General features: G+C 72.2%; 22 protein-coding genes. 11 read left to right on the forward strand and 11 right to left on the reverse strand.

The genetic code is table 11. From position 1 onward, the window contains the following. Nucleotides 1–72 precede the first annotated feature (72 nt). On the reverse strand, nt 73–2,391 hold the full coding sequence (locus ACIGQF_RS18905) for a heavy metal translocating P-type ATPase (protein WP_399711366.1): 2,319 nt from the start codon (nt 2,389–2,391) through the stop codon (nt 73–75). Between the two features lie 4 nt (nt 2,392–2,395). Beyond that, on the reverse strand, nt 2,396–2,629 hold the full coding sequence (locus ACIGQF_RS18910) for a heavy-metal-associated domain-containing protein (RefSeq protein ID WP_052866971.1): 234 nt from the start codon (nt 2,627–2,629) through the stop codon (nt 2,396–2,398). 276 nt (nt 2,630–2,905) lie between these two features. Here ACIGQF_RS18910 and ACIGQF_RS18915 point away from each other — a divergent pair, with 276 nt between their 5' ends. After that, nucleotides 2,906–3,814 carry a DedA family protein gene (locus ACIGQF_RS18915; RefSeq protein WP_399711369.1) on the forward strand — a complete coding sequence of 303 codons (909 nt, stop codon included), beginning with the start codon at nt 2,906–2,908 and terminating at the stop codon, nt 3,812–3,814. Here the strand turns inward: ACIGQF_RS18915 and ACIGQF_RS18920 are convergent. Further along, nucleotides 3,742–4,743: a Gfo/Idh/MocA family oxidoreductase gene (locus ACIGQF_RS18920; protein ID WP_399711371.1), complete on the reverse strand. Its 1,002-nt coding sequence runs from the start codon at nt 4,741–4,743 to the stop codon at nt 3,742–3,744. The two genes, ACIGQF_RS18915 and ACIGQF_RS18920, sit on opposite strands and share 73 nt — an antisense overlap. 293 nt (nt 4,744–5,036) lie before the next feature. On the opposite strand from ACIGQF_RS18920, the gene ACIGQF_RS18925 reads away from it, so the two are divergent. Continuing rightward, nucleotides 5,037–6,077, forward strand: a complete 1,041-nt coding sequence (locus tag ACIGQF_RS18925; RefSeq protein ID WP_399711373.1) for a LacI family DNA-binding transcriptional regulator — start codon at nt 5,037–5,039, stop codon at nt 6,075–6,077. Nucleotides 6,078–6,208: 131 nt separating this feature from the next. On the opposite strand, the gene ACIGQF_RS18930 is transcribed toward ACIGQF_RS18925, so the two are convergent. The 5 genes from ACIGQF_RS18930 to ACIGQF_RS18950 all read right to left on the reverse strand — a co-directional run bounded on the left by ACIGQF_RS18930 (nt 6,209) and on the right by ACIGQF_RS18950 (nt 11,471). Next, a complete protein-coding gene (locus tag ACIGQF_RS18930; protein ID WP_399711375.1) occupies nt 6,209–6,415 on the reverse strand; it encodes a helix-turn-helix transcriptional regulator in 207 nt (68 codons plus the stop codon). A 403-nt stretch (nt 6,416–6,818) separates the two neighbouring features. Next, entirely contained in the window at nt 6,819–8,237 is a 1,419-nt protein-coding gene (locus ACIGQF_RS18935; RefSeq protein ID WP_399711377.1) for a sugar porter family MFS transporter, read from the reverse strand. Between the two features lie 4 nt (nt 8,238–8,241). Continuing rightward, a complete protein-coding gene (locus tag ACIGQF_RS18940; protein WP_399711379.1) occupies nt 8,242–9,132 on the reverse strand; it encodes a sugar phosphate isomerase/epimerase family protein in 891 nt (296 codons plus the stop codon). Nucleotides 9,133–9,364: 232 nt separating this feature from the next. After that, a complete protein-coding gene (locus ACIGQF_RS18945; RefSeq protein ID WP_399711680.1) occupies nt 9,365–10,384 on the reverse strand; it encodes a Gfo/Idh/MocA family protein in 1,020 nt (339 codons plus the stop codon). A 166-nt stretch (nt 10,385–10,550) separates the two neighbouring features. Continuing rightward, a complete protein-coding gene (locus ACIGQF_RS18950; protein ID WP_399711381.1) occupies nt 10,551–11,471 on the reverse strand; it encodes a sugar phosphate isomerase/epimerase family protein in 921 nt (306 codons plus the stop codon). Nucleotides 11,472–11,771: 300 nt separating this feature from the next. Between ACIGQF_RS18950 and iolC the strand changes: the two genes are divergently transcribed. From iolC to ACIGQF_RS18975, 5 genes are read left to right on the forward strand one after another with little or no spacing between them, the layout of a single operon-like run. Then, nucleotides 11,772–12,779: a 5-dehydro-2-deoxygluconokinase gene (gene iolC, locus ACIGQF_RS18955; protein ID WP_399711383.1), complete on the forward strand. Its 1,008-nt coding sequence runs from the start codon at nt 11,772–11,774 to the stop codon at nt 12,777–12,779. Nucleotides 12,780–12,839: 60 nt separating this feature from the next. Continuing rightward, the gene (locus ACIGQF_RS18960; protein WP_399711385.1) at nt 12,840–13,721 is read left to right on the forward strand and encodes a deoxyribose-phosphate aldolase; all 882 of its coding nucleotides are present in this window, start codon (nt 12,840–12,842) and stop codon (nt 13,719–13,721) included. A gap of 56 nt (nt 13,722–13,777) precedes the next feature. Next, on the forward strand, nt 13,778–14,716 hold the full coding sequence (iolB, locus tag ACIGQF_RS18965) for a 5-deoxy-glucuronate isomerase (protein ID WP_399711386.1): 939 nt from the start codon (nt 13,778–13,780) through the stop codon (nt 14,714–14,716). Beyond that, nucleotides 14,713–16,596 carry a 3D-(3,5/4)-trihydroxycyclohexane-1,2-dione acylhydrolase (decyclizing) gene (gene iolD / locus ACIGQF_RS18970; protein WP_399711388.1) on the forward strand — a complete coding sequence of 628 codons (1,884 nt, stop codon included), beginning with the start codon at nt 14,713–14,715 and terminating at the stop codon, nt 16,594–16,596. The genes iolB and iolD overlap by 4 nt, the downstream gene beginning before the upstream one ends. A 38-nt stretch (nt 16,597–16,634) precedes the next feature. After that, the gene (locus ACIGQF_RS18975; RefSeq protein ID WP_399711390.1) at nt 16,635–18,128 is read left to right on the forward strand and encodes a CoA-acylating methylmalonate-semialdehyde dehydrogenase; all 1,494 of its coding nucleotides are present in this window, start codon (nt 16,635–16,637) and stop codon (nt 18,126–18,128) included. 147 nt (nt 18,129–18,275) lie between these two features. Here the strand turns inward: ACIGQF_RS18975 and ACIGQF_RS18980 are convergent, their stop codons facing one another. Beyond that, nucleotides 18,276–19,508 carry a styrene monooxygenase/indole monooxygenase family protein gene (locus ACIGQF_RS18980; protein WP_399711391.1) on the reverse strand — a complete coding sequence of 411 codons (1,233 nt, stop codon included), beginning with the start codon at nt 19,506–19,508 and terminating at the stop codon, nt 18,276–18,278. Nucleotides 19,509–19,678: 170 nt separating this feature from the next. Here ACIGQF_RS18980 and ACIGQF_RS18985 point away from each other — a divergent pair, with 170 nt between their 5' ends. The 3 genes from ACIGQF_RS18985 (at nt 19,679) to ACIGQF_RS18995 (ending at nt 24,694) form a co-directional block, all read left to right on the forward strand. Continuing rightward, nucleotides 19,679–20,980 carry a hypothetical protein gene (locus ACIGQF_RS18985; protein WP_399711393.1) on the forward strand — a complete coding sequence of 434 codons (1,302 nt, stop codon included), beginning with the start codon at nt 19,679–19,681 and terminating at the stop codon, nt 20,978–20,980. Nucleotides 20,981–21,128: 148 nt separating this feature from the next. Beyond that, nucleotides 21,129–23,834: a CocE/NonD family hydrolase gene (locus ACIGQF_RS18990; protein ID WP_399711395.1), complete on the forward strand. Its 2,706-nt coding sequence runs from the start codon at nt 21,129–21,131 to the stop codon at nt 23,832–23,834. Beyond that, nucleotides 23,831–24,694, forward strand: coding sequence for an ABC transporter permease (locus ACIGQF_RS18995; RefSeq protein ID WP_399711397.1), 864 nt, complete (start codon nt 23,831–23,833; stop codon nt 24,692–24,694). Before ACIGQF_RS18990 ends, ACIGQF_RS18995 begins: the two co-directional genes overlap by 4 nt. A gap of 55 nt (nt 24,695–24,749) precedes the next feature. Here ACIGQF_RS18995 and ACIGQF_RS19000 read toward each other — a convergent pair whose 3' ends face one another. Together ACIGQF_RS19000 and ACIGQF_RS19005 are read right to left on the reverse strand one after the other, a co-directional pair. Next, on the reverse strand, nt 24,750–25,472 hold the full coding sequence (locus ACIGQF_RS19000; RefSeq protein WP_399711399.1) for a hypothetical protein: 723 nt from the start codon (nt 25,470–25,472) through the stop codon (nt 24,750–24,752). Beyond that, nucleotides 25,472–26,092 (reverse strand): TetR/AcrR family transcriptional regulator, encoded by a 621-nt coding sequence (locus tag ACIGQF_RS19005; protein ID WP_399711400.1) that lies wholly within the window; start codon nt 26,090–26,092, stop codon nt 25,472–25,474. The genes ACIGQF_RS19000 and ACIGQF_RS19005 overlap by 1 nt, the downstream gene beginning before the upstream one ends. 180 nt (nt 26,093–26,272) lie before the next feature. Here ACIGQF_RS19005 and ACIGQF_RS19010 point away from each other — a divergent pair, with 180 nt between their 5' ends. Further along, on the forward strand, nt 26,273–26,728 hold the full coding sequence (locus tag ACIGQF_RS19010; protein ID WP_361566504.1) for a hypothetical protein: 456 nt from the start codon (nt 26,273–26,275) through the stop codon (nt 26,726–26,728). Nucleotides 26,729–26,818 lie beyond the last annotated feature (90 nt).

A 26,818-nucleotide genomic window follows, 5' to 3' on the forward strand; every position in this document is an offset into this window, starting at 1 on the left:
CACGGGATTTCCGGGCGGGGGCGGGAATTCCGCAACCCCCGCGGACGTCCCTCCCGGGCCTCGCGCCGGGCGCTACCGGAAGGACCGCAGCCGCAGGCTGTTCGTCACCACGAAGACCGACGAGAACGCCATCGCCGCGCCCGCGATCATCGGGTCCAGCAGCCCGGCCACCGCGAGCGGGATCGCCGCGACGTTGTAGCCGAACGCCCAGAACAGATTGCCCTTGATGGTGCCGAGCGTACGCCGCGCGAGCCGGATGGCGTCGGCCGCCACGCGCAGATCCCCGCGGACGAGCGTGAGATCGCCGGCCTCGATGGCCGCGTCCGTACCGGTCCCGAGGGCCAGCCCCAGATCGGCCTGGGCCAGCGCGGCGGCGTCGTTCACGCCGTCCCCGACCATGGCCACCGACCGTCCCCGCTCCTGGAGCCGCCGGACGACCGCGACCTTGTCCTCCGGCATGACCTCGGCGAACACCTGGTCCGCCGCGATGCCCACCTCACGGGCGACGCTCGCCGCCACGGCCTCGTTGTCGCCGGTGAGCAGGACGGGCGTCAGGCCGAGCGCCCGCAGTCGCTCCACCGCCTCCGTACTGCCGTCCTTCACGGTGTCGGAGACGGACAGCACTCCGCGCGCCCGCCCGTCCCACGCGACCAGGACGGTCGTACGCCCCGCGGCCTCGGCGCGGTCCCGGGCGGTGGCGAGCCCGGCGGGCAGATCCGCGCCCTCGAAGCCGCCGTCAGGGGCCGAGGGGGCCGCGGGGGCCGAAGCGCCCGGGGCCCCGGCCAGCAGCCGTTCCCGCCCCACCACGACCTCGTGGCCGTCCACCGTGCCGCGCACGCCCAGGCCCGGTACGTTCTCGAAGCGCTCGACCGCGGGAAGGTCCCCCACGCGCTCCTGAGCGCCCTCCGCGACGGCGCGGGCCACCGGATGCTCGGACGCGTGCTCCAGGGCGCCGGCGAGCCGCAGCAGCGTCTTCTCGTCCGTGTCCGCCGCCGGGACCGCCTCGTACAGGCTCATCCGCCCGGTCGTGACCGTGCCGGTCTTGTCCAGGACGACCGTGTCGACCCGCCGGGTGGACTCCAGCACCTCGGGCCCCTTGATCAGAATGCCGAGCTGGGCACCCCGGCCCGTACCCACCATCAGTGCGGTCGGCGTCGCCAGCCCCAGCGCGCACGGGCAGGCGATGATCAGGACCGCGACCGCCGCCGTGAACGACAGCGTGGCGTCCCCCGTCACCAGCAGGCGCACGACGAGCGTCGCGAGGGCGATCACCAGCACCACCGGCACGAAGACGGCGGAGATCCGGTCCGCGAGCCGCTGCGCCTCGGCCTTGCCGCTCTGCGCGTCCTCCACCAGCCGCGCCATCCGCGCGAGCCGGGTGTCGGCACCGATACGGGTGGCCTCGACGACCAGCCTGCCGGCGGTGTTCACGGTCGCGCCCGCCACCGCGTCACCCGGGCCCACGTCTACCGGTACGGACTCGCCGGTGAGCATCGAGGCGTCCACGGCCGACGCGCCCTGCAGCACCGTGCCGTCGGTGGCGATCTTCTCCCCGGGCCGTACGACGAACCGGTCGCCGACGGCCAGCCGGTCCACCGGCTCCCGTACCTCCCGGCCGTTCCGCAGGACCGTGACGTCCTTGGCGCCCAGGTCCATCAGTGCGCGCAGCGCCGCGCCCGCCTTCCGCTTGGAGCGGGCCTCCAGATAGCGACCGAGCAGCAGGAACGCCGTGACGCCGGCCGCTGCCTCCAGGTAGATCGCCGAGGAGCCGTCCCCTGCGCGGGCCGTCGGGTCGAAGCCGTGCCGCATCCCCGGCATTCCGGCGTCCCCGAAGAACAGTGCCCACAGCGACCAGCCGAACGCGGCCAGCGTGCCGAGGGAGACCAGGGTGTCCATCGTGGCGGCGCCGTGCCGCAGGTTCGTCCAGGCCGCACGGTGGAAGGGGTACGCGCCCCAGACGACGACCGGCGCGGCCAGCGTCAGGCAGAGCCACTGCCAGTTGTCGAACTGGAGAGCGGGAATCATCGACAGCGCGACGACGGGCGCGGCGAGTACCGCCGACACGATCAGCCGCTGCCGCAGGGTGGTCAGGGGCTGGTCCGGGCCGTCCTGAGGGCCGGCCGGGGGCTCGTCGCGGGCGTCCGGAGCGGGGGCGGGCGGCTCGGGCTCCGGCTCGCGCGCCGTGTAACCCGTCCGCTCCACGGTGGCGATGAGATCGGCGATCTCCACGCCGGCGTCGTAGGCGACCTTCGCCTTCTCCGTCGCGTAGTTGACGGTGGCGGTGACGCCCTCCATGCGGTTGAGCTTCTTCTCCACGCGCGCGGCGCACGAGGCGCAGGTCATGCCGCCGATGGCCAGCTCGACCTGCGCCTGCGACGTGGTGTCCGGCATGGGATCAGGCCTGGCCCACGAGCTCGTAGCCGGCCTCGTCGACGGCGGCGCGTACGGCCTCCTCGTCGAGCGGGGCCTGCGAGACGACGGTGACGAGACCGGTCGCGGCGGCGGCCTCGACCGAGCTGACGCCGGCGATCTCCGAGATCTCCTCCTTCACCGCGCCTTCGCAGTGACCGCAGGTCATGCCGGTGACCTTGTAGGTGGTGGTGACGGGCTGGTCGGCCGGTGCGGTCATGGGACTCTCCTTGTGCCGGGGTGACGGTGAGTGTTTCGTGGTTCCCGAGTCCACTCTATACCCCTATGGGGTATGCACGGCAAAACCCTCCCGCCGCGCCGGAAACATTGCCGTCCGGCAGCCCCGGGACGAGTCTGGAAGGGCAGGAAAGGCCCGGACCGGACAGGAGGAGACCGGAACCGTTCGGAACCGTTCGGGTGGGACGGAAACGGTCCGGAAAAGACAGCACCGGGACGCACGGGGGAGGAGACGCAGGGCGGAGGAGGCGGGACCGCAGTGAACGCGCTCGCCATGTACGGACTGCTGGCGCTGACCACCGCGCCACCACTGGTACCCAACGCCGCCCTGCTCGCCTGGGCCGGCGTCCTCGCCGCCGACGGCGACCTCCATCTGGCCCTCGTCCTCGCCGTCGTCGCCGGCAGCGCGCTCCTCGGCGACCTGCTGCTCCACCTGGCCGCGCGGCGCTTCGCACGCCCGGTACGCGCCTGGGCGAACCGCCGCCCGCGCCGCCGGACGCTCCTGGAGCGGACGTCCCTGCTCGTCGACCGGTACGGCGTGCCCTTCGTGGCGGGCGTTCGCTTCCTCCCGGCAGGGCGGGTCGCCGCGGCGCTCGTCACCGGACTCGTCCGGTACCCGGTGCGCCGCTACCTCCTCGGCTGCGCCATCGCCGAAACGCTCTGGGCGTCGTACTCGGTGGGCCTCGGATACCTCGGCACCACCGCCACCCGCTCCTTCGTTCCCGCCCTGGCCCTGAGCCTCGGCCTCTCTGCCGTCGTCTGCGGCGTGACGGCCCTCGTGCAGCACGTGGCGCTGGGACGCCCGCCGGCCCGGTCGGCGGAGCAGGTTGAGGCCGGCGAGCGTGGTGAGGAGAAGGGCGAGCCGGGTGAAGAGGGGCAGGTCGATGCGGTGGATGCAGCGACGGCCGAGGCGGGCACCGAGCAGAACGGCGGGAAGCAGGACGGCGTCCAGCAGGAGGACGTCCGGGGTGAGCAGGGCCACGCCGACGGCGGCCACGCCGCTGAGGGCGGTCTAGGAGAGGCCCGCCAGCAGTGCGGCCACCACCGGGGTGAGCAGCGGGAGGAGCGCCGGGCCGAGCACGGTGACGGCGTGGCTCAGGCGCGGACGTCGGCGAGCGCGACCGGCTCGCCGGTACGGCGCGAACGCTCGCACGCCTCGGCGATGTAGAGCGCTTCGAGGGCGTCGGCGGCCGGGCAGGGGTTCTCCGTGCGGCCCGCCGCGACCTCCGTGAAGGCCGTCAGTTCGGTGACGTACGCGGCGTGGAAGCGCTCCATGAACGTCGCGTACGGGGTGGCCTGCTGCCAGGACAGCGTGGCCTCGGCGGTGGGCATCGGGGCGCGGTCGTCCAGGCCGACGAAGCGGGCGCCCTTGGAGCCGCAGACCTCCAGCCGCACGTCATGGCCCGCGCCGTTGTAACGGGTCGCGGTGACCGTGGCGAGGGTGTCGTCGTCGAAGCGGAGCAGCGCGGCGCAGGTGTCGACGTCGTCGCCGTCGGCGAAGAACGGCTCGCCCTTGTTGGCACCCTGAGCGAAGACCGAGACGACCTCACGGCCGGTCAGCCAGCGCAGGATGTCGAAGTCGTGGATGGAGCAGTCACGGAAGAGGCCGCCGGAGGTGGGGATGTACGCGGCGGGCGGCGGCGTTTGGTCCGAGGTGCAGGCGCGCAGGGTGTGCAGCCAGCCCAGTTCGCCGGCGCGGAGCGCGTCGCGGGTGGCGTTGTAGCCCGCGTCGAAGCGGCGCTGGAAGCCGATCTGTACGGGGGCGGGGCTGTGTGCCGCGCGTTCGACGACGCTGAGGGTGCCCGGGACGTCCAGCGCCACCGGCTTCTCGCAGAAGACCGGGACGCCGTGGTCCAGGGCCTGGTGGATGAGGGCGGCGTGGGCGCTGGTGGCAGCGGTGATCACCACGCCGTCGACGCCGTCCGCGTACATGTCCTCGATGGTGGCCGCCGCCCGGACGCCGAGCTTGTCCGCCAGTTCACGGGCGCGGGCGGTGTCCGCGTCCGCGACGACAACCTCGTGCACGCCGGGGACGCCCTTCAGGGTCTCGGCGTGGAACGTGCCGATGCGGCCGGTGCCGATGAGGCCGAGCTTCATAGCTGCCACTCCCTTGGTGGAGGCACGACTGATGGAGGCGCGCGCGACCGCGTCGGCGGCCGGCTGCTTTGGAACGGTGCTTTGAAACGGAGCTTCGGAATGGAACTTTGGAACGGTCCAACTCCCTGTTCCGGAACCTTGCATGTCCTTACATAGTCGTGTCAACCCTCGGGGGCGGGGCTTTTCGGCCTCCCGTTGACGGTCGTTGACGTCCGTTGACGTCTATTGTCTCTCTTTGGCGGTCTTTGGCGTCCATTGACGGAGAGATGGGGTGGGTGGAACGATCTCGACTTATGGAACGGTCCAAAGGGTCCGCCGAGAAGCTGGAGAGGCCGCCGACGATCCGCAGTGTCGCCGAGCACGCGGGGGTCTCCAAGTCGCTGGTCTCCCTCGTACTCCGTGGCTCGCCGCAGGTCAGCGACGCCAAGCGGGCCGCCGTCCTGGACGCCGTCCGGGAGCTGGACTACCGGCCCAACGCCGCCGCGCGCAGCCTCGTGGCCCGCCGCACGCACACCGTCGGCGTACTGCTCAACGACATGCGCAACCCCTGGTTCGTGGAGCTGCTGGACGGCCTGAACTCCGTACTGCACGAGCACGGCCTGCGCATGCTGATGGCCGACGGACGGCTCAGCCGACGGACGGGCGAGGACTTCACCCGCGCCTTCGCCGAGCTGCGCGTGGACGGCCTCGTCGCGGTCGGCACACTGCCGGACACCGGCGCGCTCGCGGAGGCCGCCGGACGGCTGCCTACGGTCGTCGCCGGCACCCACGACCCGGAGCTGCCCCGGGTGGACACCGTCGCCAACGACGACGAGCGCGGCGCGCGACTGGCCACCGAGCACCTCATCACCCTCGGGCACCGACGGATCGCGCACATCATGGGCCAGGGCAGCGTCGGCGCGCTGCGCCGCCACGGCTACGAAGCGGCGATGCGCGAGCACGGCCTCGAAAGCGGCATCGTGATGGCACCCAGCGACGCGACGGAGGAAGGCGGCTACCGTGCCGCCGTACGGCTGCTCGGCGGCACGCGCGGCGGCGAACGGCCCACCGCAGTCTTCGCGTTCAACGACATCGCGGCCGTCGGCGTCCTCTCCGCCGCGCAGGAACTGGGGCTCGACGTACCCCGCGACCTCTCCCTCATCGGCTGCGACAACACCTACCTCGCCCGGATCCGGCACCTGTGGCTGACGACGGTGGACAACGCCGGCCACGAAGTGGGCCGGCGGGCGGCCCGGTGTCTCCTGGAGCGCATGGACCACCCGTCCCGGCCGGCCGAACGACAACTCGTCGCACCCGCCCTGGAGATCCGAGGCACAGCGACGGCCCCGTACTGAGGCACGGCGACGGCTCCGCACTGAGGCGCATGCAGTGGCCCGTACTGAGGCGCGACGGCGGGCCCCGCCCCGAGGCGCATGGAACGGCCCCGCACCGGACGATGCGGGGCCTGTGGACGAATACCGGGCGCTCAGCCCTCGCGGTCGCGCCTGCCGCGGTGCCCCGGCCGGCGGGCCACCCACTCCCGTACGGTGTCGGCAAACCAGTACGGTTTCCCGCCCTCCACGAGGTCGGGTGGTGGCAGCAGCCCGTGCTTACGGTAGGAGCGCACCGTGTCCGGCTGGACCCGGATGTGTGCGGCGATCTCCTTGTACGACCAGAGCCTCCGGTCGGTCATGTTCTGCGCACCTCCCTCGGCCGTACGCAGGGCGGCCCGAAGGAGCCCGCGGGGGAACTGCGTACGGCTTGGTGATCACTCAGCCTGTGCCTGGTGCAACGAGGTCCTTGAGCGACGGGGACAGCCTGTCGAGGGCCTGTGACGGAAGACCCGCGTAACGGTGACGACCGTGACGCGCCCCGGACGGCTGTTGCCGTACGAAGAAGCCGCGTCGCCGCACGAACGACACGAGGAAGCCGCGCACGAGGGCCACGACCGAGCCGCACGAGTGACACGAGGGAGCCGCACGAAGGACACGAGAGTGGGGACGCTCGCATACGGAGAAGGGCCGGGCAGCCCCCGCGCCCGGCCCTGCCTCAACCCGTTCTCAGCCCGTTCCCATCCCGTGGTGCGCCGGACCGGCTCACGTGTGCGCCGCCGCCCTGCGCAGCTCGTGCTCCAGGTCCTCCAGGGCCATGCCCTTGGTCTCCGGCGCGTACCGCTTGCAGAAGACCAGCGACAGCACGCACGCCACCCCGAACAGCCAGAACGTGACCGACGCGCCGGCCGCGTCCAGCAGCACCGGAAAGAGCAGGGCGACCGCGAAGTTGACCAGCCACATCACGAATACCGCGGCCCCCATGGCCAGCCCCCGCACCTTCAGCGGGAACATCTCGGCGAGCAACAGCCACACACCCGTGTTCAAGGTCGCCTGCATGAAGGCCATGTAGACCACCATCAGGCCCAGCACGAGGAAGCTGATGCCGGTGGACCTCGGGAGGTGGAACGAGGCGCCCAGCAGAGCCAGGGACACGGTCATCCCCGTCAGCCCCCAGATCAGCATCGGGCGCCGGCCGACCTTGTCGATCAGCGACATCCCGATCGCCGTGGCCACGACCGAGATCGCACCGACCGCGATAGTGGCGGTGATCGCGGCGTTGGTAGCCAGGCCGGTGGTCAGCAGGATCTTCGGGGCGAAATAGATGACCGCGTTGACACCGGTGATCTGCTGGACGATCGACAGGCCGATCCCGACCAGCAGAAGCCGACGCACCCAAGGGGTACGCAGCTCCTGCCAGGCGCCGCGCTGAGCGCTCGTCTCCAGGGCTCGGGCCTGCTCGATGCGGGCCAGCTCGTCGTCCACCTCAGCGGCCGGCAGGGTGCGCCGCAGGACCGCGCCGGCCTCCCTCGTACGCCCCTTGCTCATGTACCAGCGCGGGGTGTCCGGCAGAAAGAACAGGCCGACGAAGAGGGCGATCGCGGGCAGCGCGGCCAGGCCGAGCATCCAGCGCCACGCCTCCCAGTGCGCGAGCACCGCGTTGATGAGGTACGCCAGCAGCTGACCGCTGACGATCATCAGGGAGTTGAAGGAGACCAGCCGCCCCCGGATGTGCGGCGGGGCGATCTCCGAGAGGTAGAGCGGGGTGATGACGGACGCGCTGCCCACGGCGAGGCCGAGGACGAAGCGCGCCACCACCATGAACGGGACCGAGGGCGCGAGCGCGACGGCGATCGCGCCCGCGATGAACACCGCGCCCGACCAGAGCAGGGAGTTGCGGCGGCCCAGCCGGTCGGACATCCGGCCGCCCGTGAGGGAGCCGAAGGCCGCGCCGATCAGCAGGGCGCTGGTGATGACGCCCTCGCCGAGCGAGGTGAGCCCGAAGTGCTCCTCCATGAACGGGAGAGCCCCGGAGACGACTCCGGTGTCGTAGCCGAACAGGGCACCGCCGATGGCGGCAATGGCAGCGATGCCGACGATGAAGCGCTTGGCGCGGCCTGCCGTCACGGCGGGGGCCTGACCCTCGTGGACGGGCGCGTCCGGTTCGGTCGGTGCGGCGAACATGGGCTCAGCTCCAGTGGCGGGTGACGTACTCGTCGATCTTGGCCCGCATGAAACGTGACGACTCCTTCGCACGCTCCTCCCAGGCGAAGACGGAGGAGACCAGGGTGCCGTCGAAGCCGTTGGCGGCCAGCTCACGGAAGAGCTCGTCGAAGTCGACCTCGCCCTGGCCCATGTCCAGGTGCTGGTGGATGCGTACGGCCGAACCTTGGGGCATCCCCCAGCTCGAAGAGCTAGGGGAAGGGTTGACGATGTAGCGCAGCCCGGAGGAGCCGGTGTGGTCGAAGGAGTCGGCCAGGTGGACGGCGGTGGTCAGATCGCCCGCGTGCTTCAGGATGCCCGGCGCGTCGTTGCCCTGATGGAAGGTGTGCGGCGCGCAGTACAGGAAGGACACCAGCGGGTTGTTGATGCCGCGGATCATGTCGACGGCGGCGTGGCCGTCCTCGATGAAGTCGTCCGGGTGCGGCTCCAGGGCGAGCGTGATGCCCTCCCGCTCGAAGACCGGGAGCAGCTCCTCCAGAGAGCGCCAGAACTGGCCCTCACTCGTGTCGGCCTTCTCGGGGCGCCCGTTGAACTCCGAGTTCATCGCGGAGACGCCGAGGTCGGCGGTGATCTGGATGGCCCGCTTCCAGTAGCGGACGGCGGCCTGCCGCTCGTCCTCGTCCGGGGAGGACCACTTGTACAGGGGCAGGACGGAGGAAATGCCGACACCCGCCGCGGTCAGCTCCTTGCGGAACTTCTGTACGGTGCCGTCGTCCACACGCGGGTGGAGGAAGAACGGGTTGAAGTCCTCGCGCGGCGACAGCTCGATCCACTCGAAGCCCAGCTCGGCGACGACACCGGGCAGTTCGAGCAGTGGAACGTTCCGGAACATGTAGGGGTCGAGGGCGATCTTCACGGAGGGGCAGCCTTTCAAAGTACGGGAGAAGCCCGGGGTCCGGACGGAGCACACGACGGAGCCCATGACGGAGCCCCACGGTGGCGGTCCGAACACCGGCACCGACGGGGGCCGGCGGATCAGCGGTACGAGGTGCCGCGACAGTCGGCGCAATGAAGGGACGTGACGGTCACCGCTACACGTGACGGTCAGCGGTACACGTGACGGTCACCGCTACAGGGGAACGTGCGGGTCAGCGGTACAGAGCCGGCCGTTCGATCAGCTCGACGGTGATGCGCTCGCCGGTCTCCTGGGCGCGGACGCCGGCCTCGCATACCGCGGCGGCGGCGTAGCCGTCCCAGCAGCTGGGGCCCTCGACCTCGCCGCGGCGGGTGGCGTCCACCCAGCGCTGCACCTGACGGTCGTAGGCGTCGACGAAACGGTCCTCGAAGCCGGGGTCGATGGCGCCGCCCCAGCCGTTGGCGGTGTTGGTGAACACGCCGCGGTCGTCGCCCACACGGGCGGTGCCGTCGGTGCAGACCGCCTCGCACTGCACCTGGTAGCCGAAGCCGCAGTTGACGAACAGCTCGGTGTCGACGACCTGGCCGGCGGCGGTCTCGAAGAGGACGAGCTGCGGGTCGTTCAGGCCCTCGGGGGCCTTGCCGGTGGGCTTCGGGAAGAGCACGCGGACGGCGGTGATCTCCTCCTCCAGCAGCCAGCGGGTCACGTCGATCTCGTGCACCGCGGAGTCGTTGATCATCATGGAGTTGGTGAAGCCGGGCGGGGCCGTGGGGTTGCGGTGCTTGTTGCGCAGCATCAGCGGCCGGCCGAAGGCCCCCTGGTCCAGCTGCGCCTTGAGCTTCATGTAGTCGGCGTCGTAGCGGCGCATGAAGCCGACCTGGACCCGGCGGTGGCCCAGCTTCTGCTCGGCCTCCAGCACGCGCAGCGCGGAAGCGGCGTCCGGCGTCAGCGGCTTCTCGCAGAGCACGGGCAGGTCCCGCTCGAACGCGGCGAGCAGGGTGGCCTCGTGGGCCGGGCCGGGGGAGGCGATCAGTACGGCGTCGACCGCCGGGTCGTCCATCGCGGTGGCCGGGTCGGTGTAGGGCGTACAGCCGTCGATGCCGTCGGCGATGGCCTTCACGCGGTCGGCGTCGATGTCCACCACGGCGGCGACCCGCGCGCCGCTGATGACGTTCTTGATGCGGCGTACGTGGTCCGAGCCCATCCGGCCGGTGCCGATGACCGCCACCCCGAGCGTCCCGTACGAAGTCATGTCGTCCCTCGTCATGTCGTCCTCATTCTTACGAGTGATAGGCAGGTGGCGCTCCGCCGTTGCTCGCGCCTAGGCGTACCCCTTCCGCAAGGCGTATTCGGTGCGGGGCGAGGTCATGCGCGGCGGGATCATGTGGGGCGAGGTCATGGCCTGGGGTGAGGGCGGGTCAGGCGCCGCAGGAGCGCAGGAAGCGGCGGGTGCGCTCGGCGATCGGGAAGGGCTGGGAGGGCGGGCAGGGGTACATGTCCTGCTCGACGATGGCGAAGAGGTCCACGTCCAGGGCCTGGGCGGCCTCCAGGACGGGCGGCAGGGCCGGTACGCCGAGCGGCGGCTCGCACATCACGCCCTGCTTCACGGCGGGCCCGAAGGGGGTGCCGTTGGCCTGGACGTCGGCCAGGATGTCGGGGTCGACCTGCTTGAGGTGGAGGTAGCCGATCCGCTCGCCGTACGTCTTGATCAGCTTGACGTTGTCGCCGCCGCAGTAGGCGTAGTGGCCGGTGTCCAGGCAGAGGTTGACCAGATCCGAGTCGGTGCCGTCGAGGAAGCGCTCGACGTGCTCCTCGGTGTCGATGTGGGTGTCGGCGTGCGGGTGCACGACGATGTCCAGGCCGAACTCGTCGCGTACCTGCTTCGCGAGCCGCTCCATGCCGCCGGTGAGGTGCTTCCACTGCTCGGTGGTCAGCTCGTTCGGCTCGATGAGTTCGGCGGTCTTGTCGTCGCGCCAGAACGACGGGATCACGACAAGGTGGTTGGCGTTCATCGCCTTGGTCAGCGTGGCCACCTCGCTGACGTGCTGCCAGGTCGCGTCCCAGGTGTCGGGGCCGCGGTGCATCGAGGTGAAGATCGTGCCGGCCGACACCTTCAGGTCACGTTTGGCGATCTCGGCGTGCAGTACGGCAGGGTCGGTCGGCAGGTAGCCGTACGGGCCCAGCTCGATCCACTCGTAGCCGGCCTCGCTGACCTCGTCCAGGAAGTGTTCCCAGGGCACCTGCTGCTCGTCCTCGGGGAACCAGACGCCCCAGGAGTCGGGTGCCGATCCGACGCGGAGCCGGTCCAGGCGGGGAACGTTCACGCTGGGTACGGACATGGTGCGGCTCTCCTCTCGCCGGTCGGCGATGACCGGGGGAAGGGATGGAGTGGGGTTGTGGTGCGCTCAGCCTTCATCGGCGTGCCGAGCCTGTCAAGACTTCGTCCTGACATAAGGACTTAAGGACTTTGTAACCCCAGGTGACTCCCCGGGGTCCGGGTGATTCCGCCATCATTGCATCGCCGACGTCAGAATGTAAGGACAAACTGTTGACAGGGGTTGCGTCGTCCCGTTAGACCTGTGCCGGAGCCGACCTGGCCGGAGCCGACAGCCGGCACCGGGCGAACCGAAGGGGCGCACATGACCGAGCCGACCGACACCGGCCGCTTTGACCTGATCACCATGGGCCGCATCGGAGTGGACATCTACCCGCTGCAGACCGGCGTCCCGCTGGCCGAGGTGGAGACGTTCGGGAAGTTCCTGGGCGGCTCGGCCACCAACGTCGCGGTCGCCGCGTCCCGTCAGGGCCGCCGGACCGCCGTGATCAGCCGCACCGGTGACGACCCCTTCGGTACGTACATCCACAACGCGCTGCGCGACTTCGGCGTGGACGACCGCTGGGTGACCCCCGTCGCGCAGTACCCGACCCCGGTCACCTTCTGCGAGATCTTCCCGCCGGACGACTTCCCGCTGTACTTCTACCGCCGGCCCAAGGCTCCCGACCTGGTCATCCGCCCCGAGGAGCTGGACCAGGACGCCATCCGCGCCGCGCGCGTCTTCTGGATCACCGGTACCGGCCTGTGCGAGGAGCCCAGCCGCTCCGCGACGCTCGCCGCCCTGGAGGCCCGCGCCAAGTCCGGGACGACCGTCTTCGACCTGGACTGGCGGCCGATGTTCTGGGGCGGCCAGGGCGGCGCCTCCGGTGACGGCGGCGAGACCGGCGCGCAGGCCATGGCGAACGCGCGGCCGCACTACGAAGCGGCGCTGGCGCACGCCACCGTAGCGGTCGGCAACGTCGACGAGGCCGAGGTCGCCACCGGCGTGCGCGACCCGAAGGCCTGCGCCCAGGCGCTCCTGGACATGGGCGTCGAACTCGCCGTCATCAAGCAGGGCCCCAAGGGCGTGCTCGCCGTGCACCGTGACGGCCGCACCGCCGAGGTGCCGCCCACCCCCGTGGAGGTCGTCAACGGTCTCGGTGCGGGTGACTCGTTCGGCGGCGCCCTCGTGCACGGCCTGCTCTCCGGCTGGGGCCTGGAGCGCATGATGCGGTACGCCAACGCCGCCGGCGCCATCGTCGCCTCCCGCCTGGCCTGCTCCTCGGCCATGCCCACCGCCTCCGAGGTCGAAGCGTTCCTCGCGGAGCGCTGACCCCACCGCCGCACACCGCCCGCGCGGACCGCGCGGGCGCTCAAGAAGGTGAGTTACGCCTTGACCACTCCGCTCTCCGACCTCGTGCGGCTGCGGGCCCGGCACCCCGAAGCCGTCGCGGAAGCCGCGGCCCGCCGCACCCGCCGCCCCCTCATCGGCGACAGCGGCCGGCTGATGATCGTCGCCGCCGACCACCCCGCGCGCGGCGCCCTGGCCGTCGGTGACCGCAAGCTGGCCATGGCGGACCGCTTCGACCTGCTGGAACGCCTCTCGCTCGCGCTGTCCCGGCCGGGCGTCGACGGGGTGCTGGCCACCGCCGACATCCTGGAGGACCTGCTCCTCATGGGTGCCCTGGAGGGCAAGGTCGTGATGGGCTCGATGAACCGCGGCGGCATCGCCGGCGCGTCCTTCGAGATGGACGACCGCTTCACCGGCCACCGCCCGCAGGACATCGCCCGGCTCCGCTTCGACTGCGGCAAGCTGCTGATGCGCATCGACTACGACGACGCCGGATCGCTGGACACCATGGAGTCCACCGCGCGCGCCATCGACGCCATGGCCGCGCTGGAACTGCCCACCTTCGTCGAGCCGTTCATCTCCCGCCGGGTCGACGGGAAGGTGAAGAACGACCTGAGCGCCGAGGCGGTGACCACGTCCGTCGCCATCGCCTCCGGACTCGGCGGCACCTCCGCTTACACCTGGCTCAAGCTGCCGGTCACCGAGGACCCCGACGACATGGCGCAGGTCTGCGAGACCTCGACGCTCCCGACGGTGCTGCTCGGCGGGGACATCTCGGCCGCCGACCAGGACACGACGTACGAGAAGTGGCGCAAGGCCCTCCATCTGCCCACCGTGCAGGGGCTGGTCGCCGGGCGCTCGCTGCTCTACCCCGTCGACGGGGACGTGACAAGAGCTGTGGATACCGCGGTCGGCCTGCTCTAGCCGGAGTTGTCCACAGGCATCTGTCACTGTCAGTGATCAGTAGGAGACTTGACGCCATGAACGCCGAATCCCGCTTCCACCGCCCGGCCGGCACCGCCGCCGACGGTCCGTACGCCCTCGACATCCATCCCAAGAACGCCGGCTGGGGGTACTCCTCCCTCCGCGTGCTCGAACTCCCGCCCGGCGGCCACCACTCCTTCCCGACCGGCGACAGCGAGTGGATCGTGCTGCCACTGACCGGCGGGTGCACGGTCGCGGTCGATTCCGGCGAGGAGTTCGCGCTGGCCGGCCGGGAGAGCGTCTTCAGCGGTGTCACGGACTTCGCGTACGTACCGCGCGACGCGCACGTGGGAATCGCGAGCGAGACCGGTGGCCGCTTCGCGCTCACCGGCGCCCGCTGCGAGCGCAGGCTCCCCGCGCGGTACGGCCCCGCCTCGTCCGTTCCCGTCGAACTGCGCGGCACGGGCAACTGCTCGCGCCAGGTCAACAACTTCGGCGCGGCCGCCCCCGCCGGAGGCGACAGTGACTACGGTTTCGAGTGCGACAAGCTCATCGCCGTCGAGGTCATCACCCCCGGCGGCAACTGGTCCTCCTACCCGCCGCACAAGCACGACGAGTGCCGGCCCGGCGAGGAGTCCGAGCTGGAGGAGATCTACTACTTCGAGATCGCCGCCGCGACCGGCGAGGACGGCACCGCCAGGCCCGGCCTCGGCTACCAGCGCGTGACGCCCTCCGGCGCCGGCAGCGAGACCGATGTGCTCGCCGAGGTCCGCGGCGGCGACGTCGTCCTCATCCCCGACGGCTGGCACGGCCCCTCCATCGCCGCCCCCGGCCACGACATGTACTACCTCAACGTCATGGCGGGCCCCGGCGAGGCCCGCGAGTGGCTGATCTGCGACCACCCGGACCACGGCTGGATCCGGGGCACCTGGCCCGAGCAGCCCGTCGACCCCCGCCTCCCCCTCTACAGCGCACCCGCAGGAGACCCCCGATGATCGCCCCGACGACGCGCCGCCTCACGGTCGCGCAGGCCCTGGTCGCATTCCTGGCTCACCAGTACACCGAGCGGGACGGCGTACGGCGCCGTCTGATCGGCGCCACCTGGGGCATCTTCGGCCACGGCAACGTCGCCGGGCTCGGTCAGGCGCTGCTGGAGTCGCAGGACGCCATGCCCTACCTCCAGGGCCGCAACGAGCAGGCCATGGTGCACGCCGCCGTCGGGTACGCCCGCCAGTCCGACCGGCTCTCCGCGCAGGCCGTCACCACCTCCATCGGCCCCGGCGCGACCAACCTCGTCACGGGCGCGGCCCTGGCCACGGTCAACCGACTGCCGGTCCTGCTGCTGCCCGGCGACACCTTCGCCACCCGCCCGGCCGAGCCCGTGCTCCAGCAGCTGGAGGTGGCGTACGCGGGGGACGTCTCCGTCAACGACGCGCTGCGCCCTGTCTCCCGCTACTTCGACCGGGTCGGACGGCCCGAGGCGCTGATCCCCGCCGCCCTGCAGGCCATGCGGGTGCTCGCCGACCCGGTCGAGACCGGCGCGGTCACCCTGGCCCTGCCGCAGGACGTGCAGGCCGAGGCGTACGACTGGCCCGAGGAGTTCTTCGCCGACCGGGTCTGGCACGTCACCCGCCCGCAGCCGGACGCGGGCGCGCTGGCCGAGGCGGTGCACGCCATCCGCTCCGCCGAGCGGCCGCTGCTCGTCGCGGGCGGCGGCGTCCACCACTCCGAGGCCGAGGACGCGCTGCGCGCCTTCGCCGACGCCACCGGCATCCCGGTCGCCTCCACCCAGGCGGGCAAGGGCTCGCTGCGGTACGACCACCCGGCCGACGTGGGCGGTATCGGGCACACCGGCACCGCGACCGCGGACGCGCTGGCCCGCGAGGCGGACCTGATCATCGGGGTCGGCACCCGCTACACCGACTTCACCACCGCCTCGGCGACGCTGTTCGCCCACCCCGGCGTGCGCTTCGTCAACCTCAACATCGCCTCCTTCGACTCCCACAAGCTCGGTGCGCACTCGCTGATCGCGGACGCCCGCGCGGGCCTGGAGGCGCTGTCCCGGGAGCTCGGCGGGCACCGCGTGGAGCGGGCGTACGAGGAGGCGTACGGCGCGGCCAAGGCCGAGTGGGAGCGGATGGTCGACACCGCGTACCTGACCGGTGCCGAGGACGCGCGGCCCAGTCAGACGCAGGTGCTCGGACTGCTCGACGCGACCGTCGGCGACGACGACGTGATCATCAATGCGGCCGGCTCGCTCCCCGGTGACCTGCACAAACTGTGGCGCGCCCGGTCCCGCCGCCAGTACCACCTGGAGTACGGCTACTCCTGCATGGGGTACGAGATCCCGGCCGCGATCGGCGTCCGGATGGCCACCCCGGACCGTCCGGTGTGGTCGCTGGTCGGCGACGGCACGTACCTGATGATGCCCACCGAGATCGTGACGGCGGTCCAGGAGGGCATCAACATCAACCTCGTCCTCATCCAGAACCACGGCTACGCCTCCATCGGCGGCCTCTCGGAGGAGACCGGCGCCGAGCGCTTCGGTACCGCGTACCGGTTCCGGGCCAAGGACGGTACGTACACCGGTGAGCCGCTGCCGGTGGACCTGGCCGCCAACGCCGCGTCGCTGGGCATGGACGTGATCCGCGCGGCGACCGTGGCCGAGCTGCGGGCGGCGCTCTCGGCGGCGCGCGCCTCCGACCGGCCCACATGTGTCTATGTCGAGACCGAAACGGCTGACACAGTGCCGGGCGCGCCCGCGGCGCAGGCCTGGTGGGATGTTCCTGTTGCCGAGACCGCGACGCGTGAGGCGGCGCTGCTCGCCCGTGAGGAGTACGACCACCAGGCGGCCGGACGCCGCCGCCACCTCTGACCTCCGCTGAAGCTTTCGTCCCCAGAAAGGCCCCGCACATGAAGACCCTCAGCCACTGGATCGGCGGCAAGCCCGTCGAGGGCATCTCCGGCAACTTCGGTCCGGTCTACAACCCGGCCACCGGCGCCCAGGAGAAGCAGGTCCCCTTCGCCTCGGTCGACGAGGTGGACTCCGCCGTCGCCGCGGCCAAGGCCGCCCACGCGACCTGGGGGACCAGCGCGCTCGCCAAGCGCACCTCGATCCTGTTCAAGTACCGCGAGCTGGTCGACGCGCACCGCGAGGAGATCGCGCAGCTGATCACCGCCGAGCACGGCAAGGTGCACTCCGACGCTCTCGGCGAGGTCGCCCGCGGCCTGGAGATCGTCGAGCTGGCCTGCGGCATCTCCGAGAAGCTCAAGGGCGAGCTGTCCACCCAGGTCTCCACCCGCGTGGACGTCTCCTCGATCCGCCAGTCGCTGGGTGTGGTCGCCGGCATCACGCCGTTCAACTTCCCGGCCATGGTGCCGATGTGGATGTTCCCCCTCGCGGTCGCCTGCGGCAACACCTTCGTGCTCAAGCCCAGCGAGAAGGTGCCCTCGGCCGCCTTCAAGCTGGCCGAGCTGGCCGCCGAGGCGGGCCTGCCGGACGGTGTGCTGAACGTCGTCAACGGTGACAAGACCGCCGTGGACCGGATCCTGGAGCACCCGGACATCGCCGCGGTGTCCTTCGTCGGCTCCACCCCGATCGCGAAGTACATCCACACCAACGGCACCGCCAACGGCAAGCGTGTGCAGGCGCTGGGCGGCGCGAAGAACCACATGCTGGTGCTGCCGGACGCCGACCTGGACCTGGCCGCTGACTCCGCGATCAACGCAGCGTACGGCTCGGCGGGCGAGCGCTGCATGGCGATCTCCGTCGTGGTCGCGGTCGGTGACACCGCGGACCCGCTGATCGAGAAGATCAAGGAGCGGGCCGGGAAGCTGACCATCGGCCCCGGTGACGACCCGGCCTCCGAGATGGGCCCGCTGATCACCAAGGTGCACCGGGACAAGGTCGCCTCGTACGTGACCGGCGCCGGCGCGCAGGGTGCGACCGTCGCGCTCGACGGCACCGGCTTCACCGTGGAGGGCCACGAGGACGGCCACTGGATCGGCGTCTCGCTGCTGGACAACGTCACGCCCGAGATGGACTGCTACCGCGACGAGATCTTCGGCCCGGTGCTCTCGGTCGTCCGTGTCGACACGTACGACGAGGCCATCGCCCTGATGAACAACTCGCCGTGGGGCAACGGCACCGCGATCTTCACGCGGGACGGCGGCGCGGCCCGGCATTTCCAGCTGGAGGTCGAGGCCGGCATGGTCGGCGTGAACGTGCCGATCCCGGTGCCGGTGGGCTACCACTCCTTCGGCGGCTGGAAGGACTCGCTCTTCGGCGACCACCACATCTACGGCAACGACGGCGTGCACTTCTACACCCGCGGCAAGGTCGTCACCACCCGCTGGCCGGACCCCTCCGACGGCGGCATCAACCTGGGCTTCCCCAGCAACGGCTGACGCCCGGACGCGGAACGGACGCGGAGCGGAAGCGGGACGGAAGAAGCGGGACGGGCGGAGCCCTGCCGGTGCGGACCGGCGGGGCTCCGTCGACCGCACCGCACCGAGGAGGCGCGCCGCGTTCGGGAGGCGTGCCGTGCTCACGGCTCACGCTTCGCGGATCTCCGCCAGGTAGGACGCGGCGGCCTCCGGGTCGGTGAGCCAGTGGCGGAAGTCGGCGGGGTCGGCGTAGCCGTTGACGAAGCGGTGGGCGACGGCCGGGCAGTGGGCGGCGGCGGCCAGCAGCCGCCGTACGTGGTCCGGGGGCGGCTGGAGCATGGCGTTGGTGAACTCCGTGGCGTACTGCGCGTGGTCCCAGAAGGTCTCGAAGGTCCGCTCCATCCAGGCCCGGTCGAAGGGGGCGCCGCCGCGTTCCCTGATCGCGCGGAGGTAGCGGGCGGCACAGCGGGCCGCGTTGTTCGAACCCTGGCCGGTGACCGGGTCGTTGACGACGACCGTGTCCGCCATGCCGAGGACGTAGTGGCCCGGCGCCACCTCGATGACCGGGCGCCGCACCGTCGGGGTGACCGCGCCGTAGAGCGTGCAGCGCGCGTCGGTCGGTTCGGCGTTCCGGCACAGTTCGTACTCCACGGGCGCGTACCGGCGCAGCAGGCTCTGGGTGCGGGTGAGGCAGCCGCTCGGGTCCGGGCGGTCCTGCCAGCAGTCGAAAGGGCCGCCCGGCAGCCCCTCGAAGAAGACGATGTCGCACAGCCCGCCCGTGGTGAGCGCGGGGATCACGAAGATCTCCCCGGCCTCGGCGGTGAGATGGGAGCGGGCCTGCGGCGCGGGGTACTCCGGCGGGTGCCCGACGCCGTGCAGGTAGATGCAGGCCAGGGTGCGTTGCGGCCGGTCGTACGGGGAGCGGGCCGGGTCCCGGGGGAAGAGCCGGGCGAGGTCGCCGCGGCCGGCGGCCACCAGCGTCAGGTCGTGCGAGGCGGCCAGCGCGGCCAGCCGCCGGGCGTCGGCCGCGCCGTACTCCACCCGGCCGCCGCGCGCTTCGTAGAGGTCGAGCCAGTCGGCCGTCTTCACCCGCTGGTCGACGGATTGCGCCTCCTCGTCGAAGCGGCCGCTGAACCGTAGCGCCGGCGTGCCCGGCGGGTCCCAGACGGTGGCCTGGAGTGCCGTGATGCCGGGGGCCTTGCCGTCCCAGGAGTTCAGGCCCGCCGCCCGTTCGAGGCCCAGCGCGGGGCCGAACATGATCTGTGTCGACATCACCCGGCCGGAGCGGATCTGCTCCGGTGTGCGGTCCGAGACGACGGTCACGTCGTACCCCTCGGCGAGCAGTCCGTGGGCGAGTTGCAGCCCCGCCTGCCCGGCTCCGACGATCGCGATGGCGCGCATGCCGCCTCCCACCCCCGCGGCCCGGTGCGGCGCCGGACCCCTCCCTCAGTTGTACTGGCGGTGCGCGGGGGGTGTACAGATCCGTTACGGTGCGCGGGCGCCGTACCGCCGTTCCGGCGTCCGGCGCAGCTCGGCACAGATGGCACCACATGAGAAAAGACGGGGGCGAGATGCCGCACAGTACGGTCCTCAGCAAGGGGGCGCGGATCACCGCGGGGGTGTTCTGCACACTCTTCCTGCTGCACAGCGCCACATGGATGGCGATCGATGTCGCGGAGCGCGGGTTCGGGGCGCTGTGGGACTCCTGGGCCGGTGCCGGCGGCACGGGCATGGTGACCGACCTGTTCACGCTGGCGCTCGCGGTGGTCCAGCTCGGCGCGGTCTGGGCGGCGTTCACCGGGGCGCGGGCCGCCGGCGGCATCCTGGCCGTGGCGACGACGCTGACGTTCACCTCCAGCGTGCTGGTGTTCATCAGCACCGGTCAGCACACCAGCGACGACCGCTGGTTCCGCGGTGAGGTGGACAACAGCACCGGCACCTTCGAGGGCGTCTTCATCAGCAGCGCCTTCGTCATCCTGCTGGCTTTCGCGTGCGCCGTGGTGCTCCTCGCGGGCATGCGCAGCTGGCCCACGCGGCGGCCCAGCGATCCGCCGATGCGTCCCGCGAAGCCGGCGGTCGCGACCGGTGCCGTGGTGCTCGGCGTCCTCGCGCTGTTCGGCGCGGTCTGGAACGTCTGCATGGTGGTGGAGTACGGCTCCGGCGTGCTGGAGGCCCTGTATCTGGGCCGTGGCACGCTGACAGCGCTGCTGAGCGTCGCGGGCGGCTGGCAGTCCGTCGTCTTCGTCCTGCTGACCGCGGTCGGCGCGCTGCTGTGCCTCGGGCGTGCGGGGTCCGCGCGCGGGTTCGCGTTGGGGCTGGCGCTGGTCCTGCTGCCGCTCGCGCTGATGACGACGATCGCCCTGATCAGGTTCGGTGTGCTCTTCTCGGTGCAGCAGGGCCCGGCGTTCCCGATGATCCTGAACCACACGCAGATCCTGTTCGAGCTGGTGGGCGCGGTGGCGCTGCTGGTCCTGATGGGACGTCCGGGCGTGCCCGTCGCCGCCGAGTGGTACCCGCCGGCGCAGCCGGGCGTGCCGGGACCGGCGCCGTTCGCGATGCCGGGCCAGCAGCCGTACGGAGCGCCGGGCCACCCGCAGCCGGGTTACGCACAGCCCGGCCAGCCGCAGCCGGGCTACGGACAGCCCGGGTACGCGCCGCCCATGCAGCAGCCGCAGCCGCAGCCCGGCTTCGGTCCGGCCGCCGCGCCGGCACCGGGCTTCGGCCCGCCCGCCGCGCCCCCGCAGGCACCCGCGGTACCGCCGCAGGCCCCGCAAGCGCCGCCGCAGGCCCCGCCCATGCCGTACGGCGCGCCGCCGGCTCCGCCTGCCCCGCCCGCTCCGCCGGCCGGCGGTTTCGGCCCGCCGCAGGGCTGACCCGAGGCCCGCCGCAGGCCTGAGCCGCAGGGCGTCGCAGGGCTGACCCGCGGCCCGCCGCAGGGTTGATGCGCAGGTCGCGGGGGCCCGGTCCGGAGTTCGCAGGGCTGACCCGGAGATCATTGGGCACCCCCGTAGGGTGAACGACATGGCTCTGAAGGTTCCCCGGCCGCGTGGCCGGCGACTGGTCGCGCTCGTGGCCGTGCTGGGCGTCCTGCTCGGCGGCGGCTCGTGGGCGGCCGTCGCCGCGTCCGACGACGCGGCCCCCGCGGTGCACCGCGAGGACCACGTTTTGACGCTGCCGGAGAAACCCGGCAGCAAGTCCACCGTCCGGATCGACACCTCCTACTTCACCAGCACGGCGGACTCCGGCCGCCGGCCCGCCGTGCTGGTCGGCCACGGCTTCGGCGCGAGCAAGACCGCGGCCGCCGGCCAGGCCCAGCAGCTGGCGCGGGCCGGGTACGCCGTCCTCACCTGGTCGGCGCGCGGCTTCGGCCGCTCCACCGGCAAGATCGGCCTCAACGACCCGAAGGGCGAGGTCGCCGACGCCAGCGGGCTCATCGACTGGCTGGCGAAACGTCCCGAGGTGCAGCTGGACAAGGCCGGCGACCCGCGCGTCGGCATGACCGGCGCCTCGTACGGCGGCGCCATCGCGCTCCTCACCGCCGCCCACGACCCCCGGGTCGACGCGATCGCCCCGCAGATCACGTACTGGAACCTCGCCGACGCGCTGTTCCCCGACGGGGTGTTCAAGAAGCTGTGGGCCGGCTACTTCTTCACCACCGGCTCGGCCCCCGTCAGCACCACCGTGCCCAACCCCGCACGCGGCGTCGCCTGCAACCGCTTCGAGGCGCAGCTGTGCCGGATGTACGAGCGGGTGGCGGTCTCCGGGCGGCCGGACGACGCGGCCCGGAAGATGCTGGAGAGCCGCAGTCCGAAGGCGTTCGCCGACCGGATCAAGGTCCCGACCCTCATCTCCCAGGGCCAGTCCGACTCGCTCTTCCCGCTCGGCCAGTCCGACGCGCTGGCCAAGGCGCTGAAGAAGAACGGCGCGCCGGTGTCGGTGGACTGGATCGAGGGCGGCCACGACGGCGGCAACCGTGAGGAGTCCCGGGTCCTGGCGCGTACGGAGGCGTGGTTCGCCCGCTACCTGAAGAAGGACCGCGGCGCCGACACCGGCCCGGCGTTCCGGATCAGCCGGGCCGGGGGCGTGAACGCCCGCGACGGCGCCTCGCGGCTGACCGGCGCGACCGGGGACAGCTACCCGGGCCTGCGCGGCGACCCGCGGTCCGTGCCGCTGGCCGGCCGCGAGCAGACCCTCACCAACCCCGCGGGCGGCGACCCGCCCGCCATCTCCTCCGTCCCCGGCATCGGCGCCGCGCTCGGCAGCCTCAGCGCGCTGGGCAACAGCCCGTCGCTGGACTTCCCCGGCCAGTACGCCCGGTTCGAGTCCGCGCCGCTGAAGGATTCCGTGCAGGTCACGGGGTCGCCCACGGCGAAGATCCGGGTGAGGAGCGACCACGACGAGGCCGTGCTGTTCGCCAAGGTCTACGACGTCGGCCCGGACGGGCAGAGCCAGTTGCTGCCGCACCAGCTCGTCACGCCGCTGCGGGTGACGGACGCGAAGGACGGCCGTACGGTCTCGGTCCGGCTCCCGGCCATCGACCACGAATTCGAGGCCGGGCACCAGATGCGGCTGGTGGTGGCCGCCACCGACATGGCGTACGCGTCGCCCGACGAGCCCGCCGTGTACAAGGTCGCGCTCGCCGGCAAGGACGCGCTGAGCGTGCCGACCGCGCCCGACGTGCGGACCGCCCCCACCTCGCTGCCCTGGTGGGTGTGGGGGATGCCGCTCGCGGCCGTACTGATCGCCGGTGCGCTGCTGCTCACCGGCCGCCGCCGCACGACGCCGCCCGCGCCCGATCCGGGCCTGGCTGAGGTGCCGCTGCGCATCACCGGCCTGACGAAGAAGTACGCGGGCGCCGTTGACCGGTATGCCGTACGGGAGCTGACCTTCGGTGTCGAGCGCGGTCAGGTGCTCGGGCTGCTCGGGCCGAACGGCGCGGGCAAGACCACCACGCTGCGGATGCTGATGGGTCTGATCACGCCGGACGAGGGCGAGATCCGGGTGTTCGGGCACGCGGTGCGGCCGGGTGCTCCGGTGCTCTCCCGGGTCGGTGCGTTCGTCGAGGGCGCGGGTTTCCTGCCGCATCTGACGGGCCGGGAGAACCTGGAGCTGTACTGGCGCGCCACCGGCCGGCCGGCCGAGGACGCGCACCTCGACGAGGCGCTGGAGATCGCGGGCCTGGGCGAGGCGCTGCAGCGTGCCGTCCGTACGTACTCGCAGGGCATGCGGCAGCGGCTGGCCATCGCGCAGGCCATGCTCGGCCTGCCGGACCTGCTCATCCTGGACGAGCCGACCAACGGCCTGGACCCGCCGCAGATCCGCGAGATGCGGGCCGTGATGATCCGGTACGCGGCCGAGGGCCGGACCGTGATCGTCTCCAGCCATCTGCTGGCCGAGGTCGAGCAGACCTGTACGCATCTGGTCGTCATGGACCGGGGCCGGCTGGTGCAGGCGGGTCCGGTCGCGGAGATCGTCGGGAGCGGCGACACGCTGCTGGTCGGCACGGCGGTGCCGGTGCCGGACGGGGTGGTGGAGAAGGTGGCCGCGCTGCCGTTCGTCGCCTCGGTGGCGGGCGGTGACGACGGGCTGCTCGTACGCCTCGACGGCACGGCCGGCACCACGGAGCTGCTCGCCGAACTCCTCCGGCTGGACGTGCCGGTGGAGAGCGTCGGGCCGCACCGCCGCCTGGAGGACGCCTTCCTGACCCTGATCGGAGGGGACCGATGAGTACCGCAGCACATCCGGCCGGGCCCGCGGCCGGCTACCGCGCGGGCCGCACCCTGCCGCTGCGTGTCGAGGCCCTGCGGCAGCTGAAGCGGCGCCGCACGCTGGTGGTCGGCCTGGTGCTGGTCGCGCTGCCCTTCGTGCTGGCCGCGGCGTTCGCCATCGGCGGCGATCCGGCCGGGCGGAACAGCCGGATCAACCTGATGGACACCGCGACCGCCTCGGCCGCCAACTTCGCGGCCACCACGCTGTTCGTCTCGGCGGGCTTCCTGCTGGTGGTGCCGGTCGCGCTGTTCTGCGGCGACACGGTCGCCTCGGAGGCGAGCTGGTCCTCGCTGCGGTACCTGCTGGCGGCGCCCGTGCCGCGGACCCGGCTGCTGCTGAGCAAGCTGACCGTGGCGCTGGCCTTCAGCGCGGCGGCGATGGTGCTGCTGCCGCTGGTCGCGCTGGCCGTGGGCACGTACGCGTACGGCTGGGACGGGCTGCGGCTGCCGGGCGGCGGGGTGCTGCCGGCCGGGGACGCGGTGCCGCGGCTGGCGCTGGTGGTGGCGTACCTCTTCGTGTCGCAGCTGGTGACGGCGGCGCTGGCGTTCTGGCTGTCGACGGTGACCGACGCGCCGCTGGGCGCGGTCGGCGGGGCGGTCGGCCTCACCATCGTCGGCAACGTCCTGGACCAGGTCACCGCGCTCGGCAACTGGCGCGACGTGCTGCCCGCGCACTGGCAGTTCGCCTGGGTGGACGCGCTCCAGCCGAAGCTGGAGATGTCGGACATGCTGCAGGGTGCGGCGGTCTCGGTCTCCTACGCGGTGGTCCTCTTCGCGCTGGCCTTCCGCGGCTTCCGCACCAAGGACGTGGTGTCGTAGCGGACGTGGTGCCGTACCGGCCGGACGCGCGCGCCCGGCCGGTGGCGGGCCGCGCTCAGACCTTCGGCTCCGCCGCCGGGAGGCCGTGGGCGCGGCGGAAGAACTGCTGCTTCTTCTCCTCGCGGACGACGATGCCCAGCGCGGCCAGTTCCTCGCGCAGCTGGGCGGCGTCGTCCGCGCGGCTCTTCTCCAGCGCGTGCGCGCGGGCCTTGAGGAGCGCGTGGGCGCCCGCGTCGAGGCCGGGCAGCCCGGCCACCCAGCGGCGGTACTCCTCGGCGTGCGGGTCGGTGTCCTGCCACGGGTAGCCGTGCGCGCGGAACGCGGCGGCGAACGCGCCGGTGTCGAAGTCGCCCTTGAGGCGCAGCAGTTCCTCGGTGTGCCGGCCGAGGGCCACGAGGTGCGTGCCGTCCGGGAAGACCGCCGAGACGTCCGCGCGGTGCAGTATGCGGTTCCGGCCCCCGCGGGTGAGGACGGTCCGCGCGGGGCCGATGGCGGCGTGCACGTAGTCGTGTTCGGCGAGCAGCGCGAGCAGCACCCCGGCCAGCAGGCCGAGGAGCGCGGCGCCGATCGTGGCCTGCGGCTCGGGGAGCGAGGCGAGAAGCCGGAACAGACCCTGGAACGGCGCCCACGGCAGCCCGGCCACCCAGCCCGCCACCGCGTCCAGCAGCCATCCCAGCGCGGCGCCCAGTACCGGGAAGGCGGCCCAGACCAGCGCGCGGGAGCCGGTGCCGGGCCCGACCCGGGTCGCTTCCTTCCCGGCCGTGTCCTCAGCAGACATCAGGTGTGCCCTTCCGGTCGGGCCGGGGCCGGGACACGGCCCACCAGCCAGTCGATGATGTGGCGCAGTTCGGCGGCGTGCGCCGCGGGGTCGAACCCGGCCTCGTCGGCGCTCAGATACGCGGCGTTGATCAGCCGCTGGAGCCAGCCGGCGGCGCGCCCGGGGGCGAACGCGAGCGGCCGGCCCTCGTCCGCCAGCCGCTCCAGCAGCGTCACGAGGGCGGCGTGGATCCGGGCCTCGTCGGCGGCGACCATCAGCGCGAACGCCTCGTCCCGGTTGGCCTGGAGGAAGGCCGCCGCCGCGAGGCCGGGGACGAGCGGGTCGGGCAGGTCGGCGAGGAGGTGGTCCACCAGCCCGTCGAGGCCGTCGTCGGGCCGCTCGGCGGCCAGTGCCCGGTCGCAGGCCTCGGCGTGGCGCGGCACGTCGTCGGCGAACAGCGCGTGGAAGATGTCGCGCTTGGTCGGGAAGTAGTGGAAGAGGGTGCCGGAGCCGATGCCGGCGCGGCGGCAGACGGCCGCGGTGGAGGTGCCGTCCACGCCGTGGGCGGCGAACTCCGCGGCGGCGGCCTGGAGGATCCGGGCCCGCTTGCGGGCGTGCCGGTCGGGGTCGACGGTGCGCATCGAGCCAATAGTAGAGCACTCACTCTATTAATGGCACCCGCTCGCGGCGGGGGTGTGCGGGCCTTCGTTGGGCCGGGCGGGTGCTTGCGCCGCGGGTCGTGCAACCCTCGCGAGGTGCGACGTGTCTGCTCGGGTGAGGTCCGCATAATGCGGATGAAATCCGGAAGAAGAGGACATTCGATGATCCGTAAGGCTTCGCGAGCTGTCACCGTCTCCGCGCTCTGCGCCGCCCTGCTCGGCGGCGGCCTGACCCTCGCCGCCTCCGCCCCCGCCGCCAGCCCGGCCCCGAAGAAGGCGCCGGCCCGCTACGGCGCCGAGCAGATCCACCACTTCCTGGAGGGCTTCTACGGCAACCACGGGCCCCGCCGGTGGGAGCGGCGGCACATGGTCGGCGACGCGCTGAAGAAGCGCGTCGAGCAGAACAAGAAGTACGACGTACTGCTCTGTGCGCAGAACGCCCCGCGCGACATCACCATCGGCCGGGTGACCACCGCGCAGTCCGCCGGCGTCGGCTGGGCGACGGTGACCACCAGCTGGCCGCGCGGCAGGGACCAGCACTTCACCGCCTACGTAGGCCTGGACGCCACCAAGCCGATCAAGCTCACCCAGATCGACTGCAGCCCCGGCCGCCGCTGACGGCCGCCCCTTCCTCCGTACCGGCCGTGATCCGAGGGGCGGCCGGTACGGAGGTGCCGCGCGCGGCAGGCCGCCCGATTTCCGCGTATG

The sequence above is a fragment of the Streptomyces sp. NPDC053560 genome (assembly GCF_044544605.1).
Taxonomy (GTDB): Bacteria; Actinomycetota; Actinomycetes; order Streptomycetales; family Streptomycetaceae; genus Streptomyces.